We start from the raw sequence: 15580 nt of genomic DNA on the forward strand, positions 1-15580 counted from the left end.
CGTCCCTCACTTCGGTGGAGGTTGAGGTATTGCCATTCGCCGAATTAGGCTAGTTAATCTGAATTATCCCAATTAAGCGAAACTAATCCATGCTCGACTATTCCGCTCTCCGCGCCGTCGCAACCATTGTCCAAACGGGCAGCTTCGAAAGAGCTGCAACCGCGCTGAACGTAACACCTTCGGCCATTTCGCAGCGGGTGAAGCAGCTCGAAGAGCGTCTCGGCACCGTCCTGATCGTCAGAGGCACCCCGTGCACGGCGACTGAAAAAGGAGAATGGCTCTGCCGCCACATGGAGAATGTCGGCATGCTGGAGGCAGAACTCTTCGGGCAACTGCCGGCTCTCGTCGACCCCGACGAACCACGCCAAAGGGTGACGCTTCAGATCGCGACTAATGCCGACAGTCTCGGGACATGGTTTGTGGAGGCCATGTCGAGTTTCGCCAAGAACTCTTCCTATCTGCTGAATATCGCCGTCGACGACCAGGACCATACCGCCGAGTGGCTGCAGCGCGGGCGGGTGATCGCCGCCGTCACCAGCCTGGAAAAGCCGATCCGGGGGTGCAGGCGTTTTGCGCTTGGGGTTCTGCGTTATCACGCCACCGCCACGCCAGACTTCGTCGCCCGCCACTTTCCCCAAGGGGTGACCGCCGAGGCGATTGGCAACGCTCCCGCCCTCACCTTCAATCAGAAGGACAGGCTGCAGAGCAACTGGATACGCAGAACGTTCGGGCGGGATGTCGATTACCCCACCCACTGGCTGCCCTCACCGCAAAGTTTCGTCGAGGCAAGCCTTTCCGGCATGTGCTGGGGAATGAATCCGATCCAGTTGACCCGCGAACATCTGGCATCGGGACGCTTGGTGGAACTGGTTCCCGACACGCCGCTCGATGTTCCGCTCTATTGGCAGATAAACCGTCTCGCCGCCGATCGCCTGGCAGAGCTGACGCGCGAAATCGTCACGGTGGCACAGCGCCGTCTCTGAATGTTATGCAGACGCCCTCTCAGGCGGGTACGGCTCGATCGAGGGCCTTCGCGTCGTCCGAAGCGATCAAACGTAAGCGGTGCGGCTACCGAATTCGCTGCTTTCGTCGAAATTCTTCGTGCCGATACGCTCGCTCTCGCCGGAGAGTTCCTTTGGAGCCGCCGCCGGCTTCGAAGCCGACGCCTCGGCTTGGCTGCTCTCGGATGCTTCGAGCTTGGCAATCTTGGCTTCCAGCGTCTCGATGGATTTCTCGATCGTGGCCTTCTCTTTCTCGTCCTGCGTTTGCGACAGAGCTGCCTGCTTTTCGGCAAGCTGGGCCTCGAGAGAAGCGAGCTGGTCCGACGAACTGGAGGACGAGGTTGAAGCGGCTGAACTTAAAATGGCGGATGCAGAACTGGAAATTGCGCTGACCATGACAAGGACTTTCGATGATGGAATGTCATCTCCTAGGCCACGAATGGTAAATGCCCGATAAATAAAGTACTACTTAGTACCGTTTTATAACAATCATGGCGCGGCGCCGACCTCGACGCCGCTTTGAGTATCGCGTCCTACGCGATAGCGATGATCTCCAGCTCCTGGCCACCCGTTTCCGCCATATCGCCGACCGCTTTGCCCATCAGCAATCGCGCCACCGGGGAGACATAGGAAATCGATCCGGCCTTGGGATCGGCTTCGTCCTCGCCGACGATCCGATAGGTCTGCACCCGCCCGTCGTCGCGGCGGAAGGTCACCGTGCTGCCGAAGGCGACAGTGTCGGTTGATGATGCATCAGCCATGAGCTGGGCAGTGCGCAGCCTTGCCTTGAGGTAGCGCAGGTCGCGCAAGGGGCCTGCCGCCTGCCGCCGCCGTTCGTTCACATCGTCGATCGTATTCGCCGCATCATAGGCCTCGCGGGCCTGCTGGAACTGCAATTCCAGAGCCCTCAACCCCGCTTCCGTGACAAGGTTCAGATGCGGCGAAACCGGACGGTCGGGCAACAGGGTTTCCGAAGCGGTTTCGAAACTCTCTTCCTTGGTGAAGGCGACGGCCAATTCCATACTCCGTTCTGGGCGCAACGCGCCTATCGCTGACGGGCAAACCGCCGCTATTTGAAATCAACCATACACCGGCTGCGGCCGAACCGCCAATCTCGGCCTGTCGGCGCTGATGCCGGCAACGGGAACGTCCGGCGCTGCGTGGCGTTTTAGACCCGGGACACATCGAGGCTGAGGAGGATCGAATGCCTGGCACGCAGCAGAAAGGCCGAAATAAAGTCTGGAGCCAGACATGCCTTCGCTCCTGACCGACGCCATGCCGCTGACGCCGAGCTGGTGGGAGATCGGCGCACGCATCATGCTCACCGTGATTGCTGGCGGTCTCATCGGCCTCGATCGCGAGCGCGGCGGCCACGCCGCCGGCTTCAGGACCACGATCCTGGTGGCGCTTGCCGCCTGCATTGCGATGGTCCAGGCGAACCTCCTTCTATCGACCTATGGAAAAACGCTGAGTTTTTTCACACAGATGGACGTGCTGCGCTTTCCCCTCGGCGTCCTGACCGGCGTCGGCTTCATCGGCGGCGGAGCGATCCTCAGGCGCGGCGACATGATGACCGGCGTTACGACGGCGGCAACCCTATGGTTCATGACCGTCGTCGGCCTCTGCTTCGGCGGCGGCCAGATCGTCACCGGGACGGTGGCGACCGTGGTTGCCTTCATCGTGCTGTCGCCGCTGAAACGCCTGGACACCTGGCTGCGCTGCGAACGCAAGGCGACGCTCGTCATCTACGGCTCGACTGCCGATATTCCCGACCTGTCGGATGTGCTGGGATCTCTTGAATGCAGCGCATTGTTCGTTTCGCTGGGACAGACCGGGGATGGCCGCATCGGGGTGACGTTCGAATTGCGCTGGCTGGCAAAAGATCCCGACGCGTCCGCACGCGCGATCCTCGTCGCCGTCTCCGACCTGCACGAAGTCGCGAATTTCTCGATGCATTCCACAACGACATGAACCGGACGGCGGCCGTCACTGCCCCTATTCTCCGGCCTATTTGGAGACGTGCTCCGGTTTACCTCTTCTTTTGGTCGAAGCGAATTCCTCGAGCTGCTTCTCGCTCATGGATTTCTCCATCTGCTTCGAAGCGCCCTTGAGTTCCGTCTTGGGCGTCTCTCCGCGTTTGGCCGAAAGTGCGGCACCGGCCGCCTTCTGCTGTGCCTTGGATTTGGCTGGCATATCGATCTCCTGTTGCTAGAGCCGATCGTCGCTTCAAAGCTTGCTGAGTTCGTCGGGCCTGTGTGCAGCGCGCTTTCCCGATTTGTCGCTCTCGACGATATATTGCGGCTCAGACGCCGACGCCTTCACCTTATGACCCTTGATCTTCGTCGGGCTGCTCTGCTTGCTGATCACCCTGCCCGCGGTCTTTCCCTGGCTGGTATCCCAGCTCACCGCGTCGCCCTTCTTCAATTGCTTGGACATAGGGTCTCCTATGCGAGGAGGCTGCGGCAAAGGCCGCAGCCGACCGCTCGTCAATTGATGGTGGCCCACTGGCTGCGGACATCCCTGGCGTTCTTCGACAGGTGAACGTGTGCGTCGACATGATCCACCCAGTCGAGCGGGATCAGGTGGTGCTTGCCGTCCTCCGAGTCGGTCTTCGTCAGCTTGATGCGGGTGGGACCGTCGAGATGATCCACCGTTCCGACATGGGTGCCGTCGGCCGTCAGAACTTCCATATGTTCACGGATCTGATCTGAGGAAATCATCGTTTGCTCCTTTGCGTTGTCTGTACAAGACGGCAACGACGTGGAGCGGACATGGTTCCCCGGTCCGACGGCCTCGTTTGTTTCCTATTCGGTCATCTTGATCGACATCATCATGTCGGTAATTTCACCATCGTGCTTGTCCTCGTCGCCTTTCGTTCCCCAGTAGGTAACGACAAGCGCTTTCTCGCCGGTGCTCGATACGAACGCCATGCCAACGCTCACCGGCCCGTCCGCATCCTTGCCGTCCCAATCCAGCGTCGTCATTTGGAGGCCGTTCACTTCGGTCACCGGCGTCTCCTTCTGAGTTTTGACGTCGACCGTCACGCCACTTTTCGCGAGAAAGTCGATGGCATCGGAGGTGACCTTATCCATCGACTTGGAGTCCGCCACATCAACGGAGAAGTAGATCGCCGAGTCCGACGATGTTGCCTGGACACCGGTTTCCGTCTCTTCGGGTTGCCAGCTATCCGGGATGCTGATGCTCGCGACCGGAGCATCGCTTGGAAACTTCATCGTGGCAGCGTCTGCGAAGGCCGGGATGGAAGCTGCGATGAGGGCGTAGGCGAAGGTTTTGTACATGAAAAACTCGAGGTTTGAGTGCAATGACGTGACTTTAGCGAACAGTCGTTAAGATCGCTCACGCACGATTGTTAAAGAGCGATGGAAAATGTCGGAAGATTCGGACAGGAACGACTGCTCAAACCGAAAATCCTATTTCGCGTTGCTTGAATCCGCTTCGCTGCAAATGGATCGGCTTCGCTGCCAGGCCAGTGTTTGCTCCGCTTAATGTGACGCCGGGGCGGGGCGGAGACGCCGTGATCATTCAATCTCGTTGATGTTATCCATAAACTCTATTCGTTTGAATGATGAGTTCCCGAGGCCCATATTACGATCATGGACATGGAACGAACCTCCCATCGTGGCCATGTCCCGGCTCAGGAAAGGAACCGAAAAATGACCACGCTCACCTATCGGGGTCACGGTAAGACCCTTACATCAGGCGAAGGCCGCTTTGTTCTGGCAGATTATGCCCGCAGGCTCGTGCTTGCCTGGACACGCTGGCAGACCGCCCGTGAAATCGAAGCCATGCCCTTCGATATCCGCAAGGACATCGGCTGGCCGAGCACGGACGACAACAAACACCGGACCGTATAACGAATGCGACATTGCTTCCCAAGATGAGGGCGGCGTCTGCATCAGCAGCGCCGCCTTTTTCGTGGCTCGACAGTCCCATTCCAAACGGTTTTCAAACCTGAATTTCGGTCGTCCATCAGCCTGCGCTCTGTTCCGTCCGCGACCATTCCGGCAGTTTGACAGGGCCAAATCGTGGCCGATGTCGCATATTTGCTCTTCACGGCCGCATTTTTCCATGCCAGTGTCGCTTTCAGGACATCGGCGCGACGCATTCCGCGCAACCAATATGCATCGCCCCTCGAGCATGGATTTCGCTATGAACAGGATGCAGATCAAGAAGCGTTCACTGGTCTTCTTTATGGTACCGCAATTCACCATGCTGCCCTTTTCGGCGGCCGTGGACACTTTGCGCATCGCCAATCGCATGCTCGGCTACCAGGCCTATACCTGGCGGCTTGCCTCCCTCGACGGGGAGAAGGTCTATTCCTCCTGCGGCATCGGCGTCGAGGCCAATTCCTCACTCGCCGAGGAGCGCCGCCATCTCGGCGGTGAAAACCGGCCGGGCATGGTGCTCGTCTGTTCTGGCATCGATGTCGAGCAGTTCAACAACAAGTCGGCCAATGCCTGGCTGCGCGAGTGCTACAATCGCGGCGTTGCCGTCGGCAGCCTCTGTACGGGCGCGCATGTGCTTGCCCAGGCCGGCCTCCTGAACGGCAAGCGCTGCGCCATCCACTGGGAAAACCTGCCGGGCTTTTCGGAAGCTTTCCCACAGGCCGAGGTCTATGCCGACCTCTACGAGATCGACGGCAATCTCTACACCTGTGCCGGCGGCACCGCCTCGCTCGACATGATGCTGAACCTTGTCGGTGAAGATTTCGGCGAAAGCCTTGTCAACCGCATCTGCGAGCAGCACCTGACCGACCGCGTGCGCAACCCGCACGACCGCCAGCGCCTGCCGCTGCGCGCCCGCCTCGGCGTGCAGAACGCCAAGGTGCTGTCGATCATCGAGCTGATGGAAGGCAATCTCGCCGAGCCGCTGTCGCTGATCGAGATCGCCGACGGCGCCGGCCTCTCCCGCCGCCAGATCGAACGGCTGTTCCGCCAGGAGATGGGCCGCTCGCCGGCCCGTTATTATCTGGAAATCCGCCTCGATCGTGCGCGCCACCTGCTGGTGCAATCCTCGATGCCCGTCGTCGAAGTCGCCGTCGCCTGCGGCTTCGTCTCGGCCTCGCATTTCTCCAAGTGTTATCGCGAACTCTACCACCGCTCACCGCAGCAGGAACGCGCCGAGCGCAAGATGACCATGGCGACCGCGCGTCAACAGGCGGTCGCGGCCTGAGAGTTTGAAGAAAGAGACCGCCGCCTGAAAATGGCGGCGGCTCGCCCGAACGGCTCTACTGCGCCGCCTCTTCCGACATTCGGGCATCGGAATAGACCTGGTTTCGGCCGCGGTGCTTGGCCATGTAGAGAAACTGGTCGGCGGCGTTGAGGTAGTTTTCGAAGGTTTCGTAACCCTCGATCTCGGCGATGCCGATCGAAATCGTCACGCCGAGGTCCTCGTCGTCGGCGGTGACCTTCAGCCGTGAAATGTCCGAGCGGATCTCGTCGCAGAGTTTGGTCGCCGCAGCCGAATCCATCTGCGGGAAGAGGATGGCGAATTCTTCGCCGCCGAGGCGCGAGAGAAGGTTGTCGCTGCCGTCGAAGATCGTGAACAGCCTGTTTGCAACAGCCTTCAGCACTTTGTCGCCGATCTCATGGCCGTAGGTGTCGTTCAGCCGCTTGAAATGATCGATATCGAGAATGGCGACGGAACTCGGCACTTTCAGCCGCAGGCACTCGTTCACCAGCTTCGGGCCGTTGTCGTAGAAGTAGCGGCGGTTATAGAGACCTGTGAGATAGTCGCAGGCCGCCGCCGCCCTTAGCTGACGCATCTGCGCCAGCGTTTCGGCATTGTTGGCGATGCGACATTGCAACTCCTCGGCAACAAAGGGCCGGTAGATGAAATCGCTGGCGCCAGCCTTGAGGAAGCTCGCAGAAAGCATGCGGTCGTTGGAGGAGGAAACGCCGATGACGCGCAGCCTGTCCGAACCGAAACGATGGCGGATGCGCCGCGTCAGCTCGTAACCGCTCATATCCGGCATATGGTGGTCGGTGACGACGAGCTCGATATCGCTGTAGGCTTCGAGTGCTGCCAGCGCCTCAAGCCCGGAATTTGCCTCGATGACGAGATATTGCTGCGCCTTCAGCAGATCGACGAGCACCTGGCGGACCGAGACGACATCATCGACCACAAGCACCCGCGTCTTGCGGTTGGAAATCGCGCGGCGAACGGTGGCGACCAGATTGTCGAGCGCGAATTCATTATCCTTCAGCACGTAATCGATGACATTGCGCTCCATGATCCTGTTGCGCGTGTTGAGATCGAATGTCGCGGTGAAGACGATCGCCGGGATATCGTGCTCGATCGTGCAGTCGAGCGCCTCGCCATAAGGCGAGTCCGGCAGGTTGAGATCGACGACGGCCATAGTGTAGCCGTGACCGTCCTCGGCCAGTTCCTCGCGAAGAGCCTTCAGCGATGAGCAGGATTTGACCGCAAGCCCGAGCTCCGTCTGGAACCGATGGCAGAGTACGGCGGAAAACATGCGAGAATCTTCAACCAGAAGTATTTTGAGCCCGCCGGAACGCAGCCCAATGCCATCTCGCTGAAAATCCGCTTGAAAAGCCACAGCCGCTATTCCCCCATGCGTCCGGTGGCCTCGACTCGGCCCTCCCCCCGGCGCGGCGGACGATAACCGAGAGGCCTGCGCGCGTGAAGGGGGCAAATGTCGGCGTTACTTGCAATTGCAGAAATCCGACAACGGCCTGCGACCGTTATCGCCGCCCTGGTGATCCCGATACTGAAAGGATCGTCAGGCAACCGCCCGCTCCTTGCGCATCGACTGGATTTGCAAGAGCGTATCGAGGTTCTGGTTGACGCGGCAGTAGAACTCCTCGTCGATGAAGGGACGCAGCATGAAATCATTGCCGCCGGCCTTCAGGAACCGCGCCGAAAGCAGCCGGTTGGAGGAAGAGGAAACGCCGATGATGCGCAGTTCGTGCGAGCCGATATTGGAGCGGATTCGCCGTGTCAGCTCGAAGCCGTCGATGTCGGGCATATTGTAGTCGGTGATCATCAGGCCGATATCGCGGTTGGCCTTCAGGATCTCCAGCGCCTTGGCGCCGTTCTCGGCGGTGCTGACACGGAAATTATAACGTTTCAGCCGGCTCGACAGCAGCGCGCGCGCCGTCGCGCTGTCGTCGACGATCAGCACGTGGTGGCGGTGATTGGTCAGGAACCGGCAGATCGATTCCGCCAGAAGGTCGACAGCGAAGATATTGTCCTTGAGAATATAATCGACGATGTCCTTGGCCATCAGCTTGTCGCGCATGCCCTCATGGAAGGTGCCGGTAAAGACGATAGTCGGGATGGAGAGATCGACCAGATATTCCAGCGCCTCGCCGTTTTCGGCGCCGGGCAGGTTGATGTTCGAAATCGCCAGCGTGATCGGATCGGAAGACTTGTCGTAGGAAAACTGCAGGTCCTCGAAGGTGCGGCAGATCTCGACATCAATGTCGAACAGCTCCTTCAGGCGTTTGCTGATCATCGAGGTGAAAACATTGGAATCTTCCGCGACAATAATGCGCGCGCCGGCAAACATTTCCCCGGAATATTGCATCCCCGAAATACCTAGAAACGCCATAGCAAACCTTTGATGTAAAATCTGTCCCCGGGTCAAATTGGTACATCAATTGATTTGAGTAATTATTAATCGGCGCGGCCGGATATGAAACGAAGAAGCGGCCTGATGGGTCACCTTCGGTTTCTTTGCAGATATGATTAAGAAATAAGACGTGAAGCAAGAGATGCCGCTGGCTGCCCTCGTCCCTCTACTCTGCGGGGCACCTCACGACGAGGTCGGGGAGAAGGCGCGGCTTAGCCCACGGCAGGTAAACCCAGCGAGCGCAGGAAATGCGCCTCGATCGCGCGCAGCAATTCGGCGCGATCGGACGATGTCTCGGCGACGCCGGGCTGATGGACCACGCCGTGCAGGGCGTTGAACAGAAACACCGCCGTAAAGCCGGGATCGTCGACCTCCCAGGCATTCGCGCCTGTGCCGGCAGTGATGAGTTCGCTCAGATGGTCGATTAGGATGTTCCGGGAAAGCCCCTCTCGCGTTGCAGGCGGCGCCGCCACGAAGGCGAGATGATGCAACCCGGCCGCATCGAGATAACCGGCAGCGCACGCCCTCGACCAGGCCGCCAGCCTGCCGCGCCAGTCTTCCTGCCTCCGTCCGTCGACCGCCGCAACGACACCGTCAAGGACGCCCTGCACGAAACGGGCGCGCAACGCTTCCAGTACGTCGGCCTTCGAGGAAAAGTGCAGGTAGAAGGTACCCTTGGCGACCCCTGCCCCCGATGTGATCTCTTCGATGGTGGTCTGCTCCAGGCCCTTCTTCAAAAACAGCCGTTCGGCCGAGACCATGAGCTCGTTACGCCGCTCCTCGGCAGGCTTGGTTCTCGGCTTTGAAACGGAATTGGCCATCGTCAGCGAAATCGATCCATCCTTACTGGCGTCGCGCGGGGTCTGTCCTGTGGAGATAGCCCGCAAACACGTCGCGCATAGCGGTGCTCTCTATATCAGGCAGAAGGCGAGCGACCTCACCACGATGATAACCGGCATGCGTCGCCACATGGGCCAGCATTTCCTCACGCGACATGCGCCCGCGCCCACCGTCGGTAAAGGTGAAATCGACGACCTCCTCCAATTCCTCGGGCGTTAGGCGTGCGGTGTAATCCATATACCAACGGTCCGTTTCACGGATGTCGGAGGCCAGTTGCGCCAGGGACGGCGCCTCGCTGCTCCAGCTCGCTGCGTAGGAGTGTCCCTGCCGCTGAAGATTGGCGGCGAAGATGCGGTCGACGAGGTGGGCATGGTTGAGCACGCGAAGGGCCGAGGAAAACGCCTCGGTCGGCGCCCCCTCGCCAGGCCCGTTCAGCGCGTCGAGAAGTTCGTCGTCGATGCTGGCTTTGTATCGGAACAGCTGGTTCAACAGGGTCTGCGCGCTCATGACGATCTCCGGACGGTGAAACGGGTGGCTGCCGGGATCGGACCGGCAGTCCTTACATAAATGACTGACCGTCGGTCAGTCAACCGCGCCGGCTTTCAGGCTTTTCTCCTCCATGCAGCTGCGGTAATCCGCTAAGGCAGGCAACTACCGGAGGCAAAACATGGACGTCAGGATCTACCATCATCCCGCCTGCGGCACATCGCGCAACACGCTCGCGATGATCCGCAATGCGGGCATCGAACCCACGATCGTCGAATATGCGAAAAATCCGCCATCACGGACGGAGCTGATCGGAATGATCTCCGATGCCGGTTTGACTGTACGCCAGGCCCTCCGCGAGAAGGATACGCCCTATGCTGAACTCGGCCTCGGCAATCCCGACCTGACCGATGACCAGTTGCTCGACGCCATGCTCGCGCATCCGATCCTGATCAACCGGCCATTCGTCGTCACACCGCTCGGCACGCGCCTGTCACGGCCCTCCGAGTTGGTTCTGGAAATCCTGCCGGAGACGCACAAGGGCGCCTTCACCAAGGAAGACGGCGAGAAGGTGCTCGACGCCGAAGGCAAGCGGATCCTCCGATCGCCTACTTGACGACGGCCGAACCCTTGACGATGTCGATCGTCTCGCCGCCGTCGAGCCCGATGCGGTCGCCGTCGGGCGTCGTCATGAAGCAGCCGGAAGCGCAAAGGCTTTCCGAAGCGCCGGCATCGACCACGACTTCGACGCGCTGGCCGCTCTCGGTGATGACGAGCACCACGGCGGCGGGATCGGTATTGGTGACGGATGCCGCATGAGCCGCCGGCGCGGCAAGCAGCGGGACAAGCAGAACGGCGGCAAACCTTGCCATCATGTGCGGCGGCGCGGACGCGCCCTCCCCTCGAACGATCGGTGCTGCCCTCGGCAGCAATCCCGATGGTGGAGATGATGCACAGAGATCTGTGAACGATGGCTGAATGAGCCGTTCAGCTCTTCAGGCTGCCGTCCGCCGTCCGCCCGCGCAGCTGCCGCACCAGCCGTTCTTCTTCCTCCCGTGGAGCCTCCTGGCCGCCCCTCTGCTCTTTGACGGCAGTGGGAAGGACAGGCGCAGCATCGCGATGAATGGTCAGATCGCTCTGCGGCAGCGGGATCTCGATGCCCTCCGCCCTGAAGCGCCTGAGGATTTCGATCCGGAGATTGTTGCGCACCGTCATGCCGTCGCCCATGTCGGCGAGGAAGAAACGCAGCTCGAAATCCAGCGAATAGGGGCCGAAACGCAGGAATTCGACATGCGGCTCGGGATTGCGCATGACGAGCGGAATCTTCGAAGTCAGTTCCAGCAGGATATCCATCACCTTCTGCGGATCGGCGTCGTAGCTGACGGAAACCGGTATTTCCGAACGGCCGATCCTGTTGCGGTGCGTCCAGTTGCCGACAAGGCCGTTGATCAGCTCCGAATTCGGCACGATGATCGATTGCTTGCGGAAGGTCTCGATCTCGGTGGCGCGCACCGAGATGCGCTTGACGATGCCTTCGGCCGTGCCTGAGACGACATGATCGCCGACCTTGAACGGCCGCTCGACGAGCAGGATCAGGCCGGAGACGAAGTTGGAGACGATGTTCTGCAGGCCGAAACCGATGCCGACCGAGAGCGCCGAGGCGACGAGCGCGAAGCTCGACAGATCGATACCGGCGGACGAAACGCCGATGATCGCCGCCACGCCGACGCCGAGATAACCGATGCCCGTCTTGACCGAATTGCGCACGCCGAGATCGACATGGCTTCGCGCCATCACATTGCCGTCGAGCCAGCGCTGCAGCCAGCGCGTCAGCAGATAGACGCCGGCAAACAGCAGGATGCCGGTGCAGATACCGAGCAGCGAGATGCTGATGCCGCCGAGCTTGACCTCGGTAAACAGCCGGAAGGCGATCAGCTGCAGGTCCTGCACATGGAAGCCCCAGAGCAGCAGGATCAGCGGCACGCCGACGAGCAGCGCCACCGCATAGATGGCAAGGCCGACGAGCAGGCCGACCTGGTCGATCGCCACCGGCCCGAGATTGAAGCGGCGCGTCAGGAACCGCGCGAAGAAGGTATCGCCGAAGCTTTCCTGCCGCGATATCGCCTTGCCGGAGAGCAGGCCGACATACATGGTGGCAACCACTGCGCCGGTGATGATGAGCTGCGTGGCGACGAAACGCGCGAGCCCCACATAACCCGCAAGCGCCGAAACGATCAGGGCAGTGCCGACGACACGCAGGATGATTGCCATGCCGCGCGGCCAATGCCGCCCCGGCGCATCCGGATCGCCGCTTCTTGCCAGCATCGGCTTACCGAAGGAGACCGCGATCAGGATCAGGCCGATGATGAGCGCGGCGATCAGGCTTCTCACAACGGTCAGCACCAGCGGCGAGCCCATCGCCTCGCCAATGCTGCTGAAGAGATAGTCGAGCCCGTTGATGACGGCCATCGCCAGCAGACAATAGCCGATCGAGCGCGCGCCGAGATTGGAAAGCCGCACCAGCCGCCAGTGCGGTTCGTGCGGCGCGAAAATCGCGTTGACGAAGCGGCCGACGAAATAGACGAGCCCGATCGTGCCGAACAGCGCGCCGATGACGGGCGCGATGTCGGGTCTCAGCACGTTGAAACTGTTGAGGAAGAAGAAGGATGTGACGAGCAGCACCGAGAGCGCCAGCGTGCGGATCAGCGTCGACCAGAAGGCAATCGACAGCCGGCCGATATAGGACGGATTCTCGACCGCCTCGTCGCGGCGCAGATACGAACCGAACAGCCTGTAGCTGCCGGAGAGCAGGATCAGTGCCGAAGCAAGCGACAGGAAGATCGCGGCAAACAGCGGGAAACGCTTGAACTTCCAGACGAAGCTAGCCCAGCCCGACAGCGCCTGTGCGAATTCGCCGGTCTCCCGCACGAAGGCGCTGGCCGCGTCGTCGAGGACGGAGACCGATATCTCTGTGCGCTTGAAAAGTGTTGCGGCAAAAAGCTGCCGCCGCATCTGGATGATCTCGTTGAGGAGCTTCGTCACCGCGATCGACAGGTTTTCGGCATCGCCCGTCACCGCGTTGATCTGCGCCCGCTCGGCGGCGAGCGCATTACGCTCCTGGGTGACGATTTCGGCCTCCGGCGGCTGCCCGTCCTTCGGCGGATCGCCGATCTCGGCAAGCCGGTTCTTGATCTGGTCGAAACGCGGCCGCAGATTGACCGATATGGTGATGACGGCGCGGCTGAGTTCATCGGCCTTGGTCGCCAGCCCCACCAGCGCATCGTCGTTGTCAGCATTCTGCTTGACGCTGTCCTGAAATGCGGCGAGCTGAGTCTTCGCCTTCTCGATGTCCTTCGCCGCCTGGTCGAACGGCGTATCGACAGCCGGCTGCGCAGCCGCCTGCGTCTGCTGTTCCTGCGCGACGGCCGCGGCACTCTCGAAATGCGCGCCGGCGAGCGCCAGCGTCACGAGAAGAATGGTGCGAAGCAGGATGGACCTCAGCCGCAAAAGCGCCTCCGGAAAGTTGTCGTCGGGACAGAATGCCTGCTTTTCATAGCAAAGAAAGGCGACAGAAAGGCGGAAGATGCCGAAAGCGCCTTGCCTCGAACTTGTCCCATAGGATGCAGCCGGGCCTTCGTCTCGTCCTTGTCGCCCTCTTGAAACCGCAGCACCCTACGGCAATAGCCATGGGAACGCTCAGAAACCGGCGCCGGGCTTGGAGAGATAGTCGCGCTCCCCAGCCGTCGACTCCCGTCCGAGCATGGCGTTGCGGTGCGGAAAACGCCCATAGGCGGCGATCACGTCGCGGTGGCGGATCGCATAATCGAGGTACTCCTCGTCACCGAGCGCAGTGAACAATTCCACCGAGCGTTCCTGCTCGCCGAGATCCTCGGCATGTTCGAACGGCAAATAGAAGAAGGTGCGGCAGGCGGGCTCCACCGCCTGGTCGGCGCCCGACGCGAGCGCAAGCTTGGCCTCCCGAAGCGCCAGCCCGTCGGTGGCAACGGCAAGCGCCGTTCCGCGATAGATGTTGCGCGGAAACTGGTCGAGCACGATGACAGCCGCCAGCCGGCATATGGGATCGCTCCGCCACTCATCGCCGACGCCGGCGGCGAGCGCCAGATGCGTATCGCGGAAGCCTTCGCGGATCTCGACATCGAGCTCCGGCGGCGGACGGAACCACAGCTCCCGGCCGCATCGGACGAACCAAAAATCATAGACTTCGCGAGGTGTGCGGATCGTCGTCATGTTTCCATTCCCTAGCGTTAGGCTTAATGATGTCATGCTGGTAAGTTGTTATAAGAAAATAGATAACGGCGTGCCGCGCAGCCCCCATCGTTTCCCCCTTCCCCCAATGGGGAGAAGGTGCCCGTAGGGCGGATGAGGGGGCCGCAGGCACACCCTTCACTCCCAATTTATTTCCCCTCGCCCAACGAAAACACCAGCGTCGCCTTCGTCCCATCATGCCCGGGGTCATAAGCGAAATCCGATTTCAAGCTCGCTGTCATGGCCGTCAGGATGCGCGTGCCGAGGCCGGTTCCCCTGGCAGGGTTCGACGGGTCGAAACCGGCGCCATCGTCCTCGACGACGACCCGCAGCGCCTCGTCTGTCTGATCCACGAAGACGCGGATTTCGCCCGGCACGCTGTCCGGATAGGCATATTTGAAGGCGTTGGTGACGAGCTCACTGACGATCAGGCCGAGGGTAATCACCTTGTCGGTCGCCAGGTTGACCGGCGCGGCGGTCAACACGATGCGGTGCGGCCGCTTGTCGTCACGCATCGAGGCTTCGAGTTCGGTGAGCAGGCTGTTCAGATATTCGTCGACCTGCACCGAGCCAACCTGCCGGTTGGTATAGAGCCGGCGGTGCACGCTGGCGATGGCGTTGATGCGCATCTGCGTCTCGTGCAGCGCATCGATCGCCACCTGGTCCTTGGTCATCGAGGATTGCATGCGGATCAGCGCGCCGACGAGGCCTAAGCTGTTGGCAATGCGGTGATTGACTTCGGCAAGCAGCATCTCGGCGAGGTCGCGCTGCTGGCGGATCACCTCCTGCGCCTGCGCCGTCTCGCGGCGAAACCGCGCCCGCTCCAGCGCCTGCTCGAGGGCGGCGGCAAGCAGGTCGAAATAATCGGCCGAGATTCCCTTGAGCATGTAATCGTCGGCGCCGGCCTTTAGCGCCGCCACCGCAATGCCGGTATCGTCCGAACCGGTGGCATAGATGACCGGCGGATGATCCGGCGTCGCCGTGATGCAGGGCAGGATGTCGAGGCCGGTCTCATCGGCCAGGAGATGATCGAGCACGACGGCATCGATGCCGCCTTCGCCAAGTCTCGCAAGGCCGGCAGCACCATTCCGCGCCCACTCGACCGAAAAGCCGCGCCGGCCGAGATTCTTCTGCATCAGCAGCGACAGCCCCTCGTCGTCGTCGATATAGAGGATGTGGATCAGGCCGTCCGCATCGACGTTAGAATTGCTCATTCCGTCTCCCGGCGTTCTCTCTGAGCGACGACCGCCCGCAAGCGTCCGAGTCGTCCGCATGGCAATGTCGTATTGCATTGGCCGCCTGAGGTAAACAGCCGCGGTCCCTCACTCTCGTCGCGGGCGGGGCGGAAGGGAGTTGTGGGAAAGCCGGCATT

Annotated in this window: 19 protein-coding genes; 5 read left to right on the forward strand and 14 right to left on the reverse strand. The window is 60.9% G+C overall.

Annotated features, from left to right (window positions below; translation table 11 throughout):
- Nucleotides 1–89 precede the first annotated feature (89 nt).
- Nucleotides 90–983, forward strand: coding sequence for a LysR family transcriptional regulator ArgP (locus GGD57_RS03070; protein WP_184466726.1), 894 nt, complete (start codon nucleotides 90–92; stop codon nucleotides 981–983).
- Between the two features lie 66 nt (nucleotides 984–1049).
- Here the strand turns inward: GGD57_RS03070 and GGD57_RS03075 are convergent, their stop codons facing one another.
- Nucleotides 1050–1397 carry a hypothetical protein gene (locus GGD57_RS03075; RefSeq protein WP_184466728.1) on the reverse strand — a complete coding sequence of 116 codons (348 nt, stop codon included), beginning with the start codon at nucleotides 1395–1397 and terminating at the stop codon, nucleotides 1050–1052.
- A 137-nt stretch (nucleotides 1398–1534) separates the two neighbouring features.
- Nucleotides 1535–2017, reverse strand: a complete 483-nt coding sequence (gene greA, locus GGD57_RS03080; RefSeq protein ID WP_184467384.1) for a transcription elongation factor GreA — start codon at nucleotides 2015–2017, stop codon at nucleotides 1535–1537.
- A gap of 235 nt (nucleotides 2018–2252) precedes the next feature.
- On the opposite strand from greA, the gene GGD57_RS03085 reads away from it, so the two are divergent.
- Nucleotides 2253–2972 (forward strand): MgtC/SapB family protein, encoded by a 720-nt coding sequence (locus tag GGD57_RS03085; protein ID WP_184466730.1) that lies wholly within the window; start codon nucleotides 2253–2255, stop codon nucleotides 2970–2972.
- Nucleotides 2973–3008: 36 nt separating this feature from the next.
- Here GGD57_RS03085 and GGD57_RS03090 read toward each other — a convergent pair whose 3' ends face one another.
- The 4 genes from GGD57_RS03090 to GGD57_RS03105 all read right to left on the reverse strand — a co-directional run bounded on the left by GGD57_RS03090 (nucleotide 3009) and on the right by GGD57_RS03105 (nucleotide 4300).
- Entirely contained in the window at nucleotides 3009–3194 is a 186-nt protein-coding gene (locus GGD57_RS03090; RefSeq protein ID WP_184466731.1) for a DUF3008 family protein, read from the reverse strand.
- A gap of 33 nt (nucleotides 3195–3227) precedes the next feature.
- On the reverse strand, nucleotides 3228–3437 hold the full coding sequence (locus tag GGD57_RS03095) for a DUF2945 domain-containing protein (RefSeq protein WP_184466733.1): 210 nt from the start codon (nucleotides 3435–3437) through the stop codon (nucleotides 3228–3230).
- Nucleotides 3438–3487: 50 nt separating this feature from the next.
- The gene (locus GGD57_RS03100; protein ID WP_097613016.1) at nucleotides 3488–3721 is read right to left on the reverse strand and encodes a DUF2171 domain-containing protein; all 234 of its coding nucleotides are present in this window, start codon (nucleotides 3719–3721) and stop codon (nucleotides 3488–3490) included.
- 84 nt (nucleotides 3722–3805) lie between these two features.
- The gene (locus GGD57_RS03105; protein WP_184466735.1) at nucleotides 3806–4300 is read right to left on the reverse strand and encodes a histidine kinase; all 495 of its coding nucleotides are present in this window, start codon (nucleotides 4298–4300) and stop codon (nucleotides 3806–3808) included.
- A 375-nt stretch (nucleotides 4301–4675) separates the two neighbouring features.
- On the opposite strand from GGD57_RS03105, the gene GGD57_RS03110 reads away from it, so the two are divergent.
- Nucleotides 4676–4876 (forward strand): hypothetical protein, encoded by a 201-nt coding sequence (locus GGD57_RS03110; RefSeq protein ID WP_184466737.1) that lies wholly within the window; start codon nucleotides 4676–4678, stop codon nucleotides 4874–4876.
- Between the two features lie 295 nt (nucleotides 4877–5171).
- Nucleotides 5172–6194, forward strand: a complete 1023-nt coding sequence (locus GGD57_RS03115; RefSeq protein ID WP_085737549.1) for a GlxA family transcriptional regulator — start codon at nucleotides 5172–5174, stop codon at nucleotides 6192–6194.
- A gap of 55 nt (nucleotides 6195–6249) precedes the next feature.
- On the opposite strand, the gene GGD57_RS03120 is transcribed toward GGD57_RS03115, so the two are convergent.
- The 4 genes from GGD57_RS03120 to GGD57_RS03135 form a co-directional block, all read right to left on the reverse strand.
- Nucleotides 6250–7581 (reverse strand): diguanylate cyclase, encoded by a 1332-nt coding sequence (locus tag GGD57_RS03120; RefSeq protein WP_184466739.1) that lies wholly within the window; start codon nucleotides 7579–7581, stop codon nucleotides 6250–6252.
- A 183-nt stretch (nucleotides 7582–7764) separates the two neighbouring features.
- Nucleotides 7765–8595, reverse strand: coding sequence for a response regulator (locus GGD57_RS03125; RefSeq protein ID WP_085737551.1), 831 nt, complete (start codon nucleotides 8593–8595; stop codon nucleotides 7765–7767).
- Nucleotides 8596–8828: 233 nt separating this feature from the next.
- A complete protein-coding gene (locus GGD57_RS03130; RefSeq protein WP_184466741.1) occupies nucleotides 8829–9437 on the reverse strand; it encodes a TetR/AcrR family transcriptional regulator in 609 nt (202 codons plus the stop codon).
- A gap of 22 nt (nucleotides 9438–9459) precedes the next feature.
- The gene (locus GGD57_RS03135; RefSeq protein WP_184466743.1) at nucleotides 9460–9963 is read right to left on the reverse strand and encodes a DinB family protein; all 504 of its coding nucleotides are present in this window, start codon (nucleotides 9961–9963) and stop codon (nucleotides 9460–9462) included.
- Nucleotides 9964–10123: 160 nt separating this feature from the next.
- Here GGD57_RS03135 and arsC point away from each other — a divergent pair, with 160 nt between their 5' ends.
- Complete coding sequence (gene arsC / locus GGD57_RS03140) at nucleotides 10124–10558, forward strand: arsenate reductase (glutaredoxin) (protein WP_184466745.1); 435 nt, start codon at nucleotides 10124–10126, stop codon at nucleotides 10556–10558.
- Here arsC and GGD57_RS03145 read toward each other — a convergent pair.
- From GGD57_RS03145 to GGD57_RS03160, 4 genes are all read right to left on the reverse strand, one after another.
- A complete protein-coding gene (locus tag GGD57_RS03145) occupies nucleotides 10551–10817 on the reverse strand; it encodes a hypothetical protein (protein ID WP_085737553.1) in 267 nt (88 codons plus the stop codon). The two genes, arsC and GGD57_RS03145, sit on opposite strands and share 8 nt — an antisense overlap.
- 112 nt (nucleotides 10818–10929) lie before the next feature.
- Nucleotides 10930–13449: a mechanosensitive ion channel family protein gene (locus tag GGD57_RS03150; RefSeq protein WP_184466747.1), complete on the reverse strand. Its 2520-nt coding sequence runs from the start codon at nucleotides 13447–13449 to the stop codon at nucleotides 10930–10932.
- 189 nt (nucleotides 13450–13638) lie between these two features.
- Nucleotides 13639–14190, reverse strand: coding sequence for a DUF924 family protein (locus GGD57_RS03155; RefSeq protein ID WP_184466748.1), 552 nt, complete (start codon nucleotides 14188–14190; stop codon nucleotides 13639–13641).
- Between the two features lie 167 nt (nucleotides 14191–14357).
- Nucleotides 14358–15422: a sensor histidine kinase gene (locus tag GGD57_RS03160; protein WP_184466750.1), complete on the reverse strand. Its 1065-nt coding sequence runs from the start codon at nucleotides 15420–15422 to the stop codon at nucleotides 14358–14360.
- Nucleotides 15423–15580 lie beyond the last annotated feature (158 nt).

This window comes from Rhizobium esperanzae (assembly GCF_014197615.1).
In the GTDB taxonomy this organism is placed as follows: Bacteria; Pseudomonadota; Alphaproteobacteria; order Rhizobiales; family Rhizobiaceae; genus Rhizobium; species Rhizobium esperanzae_A.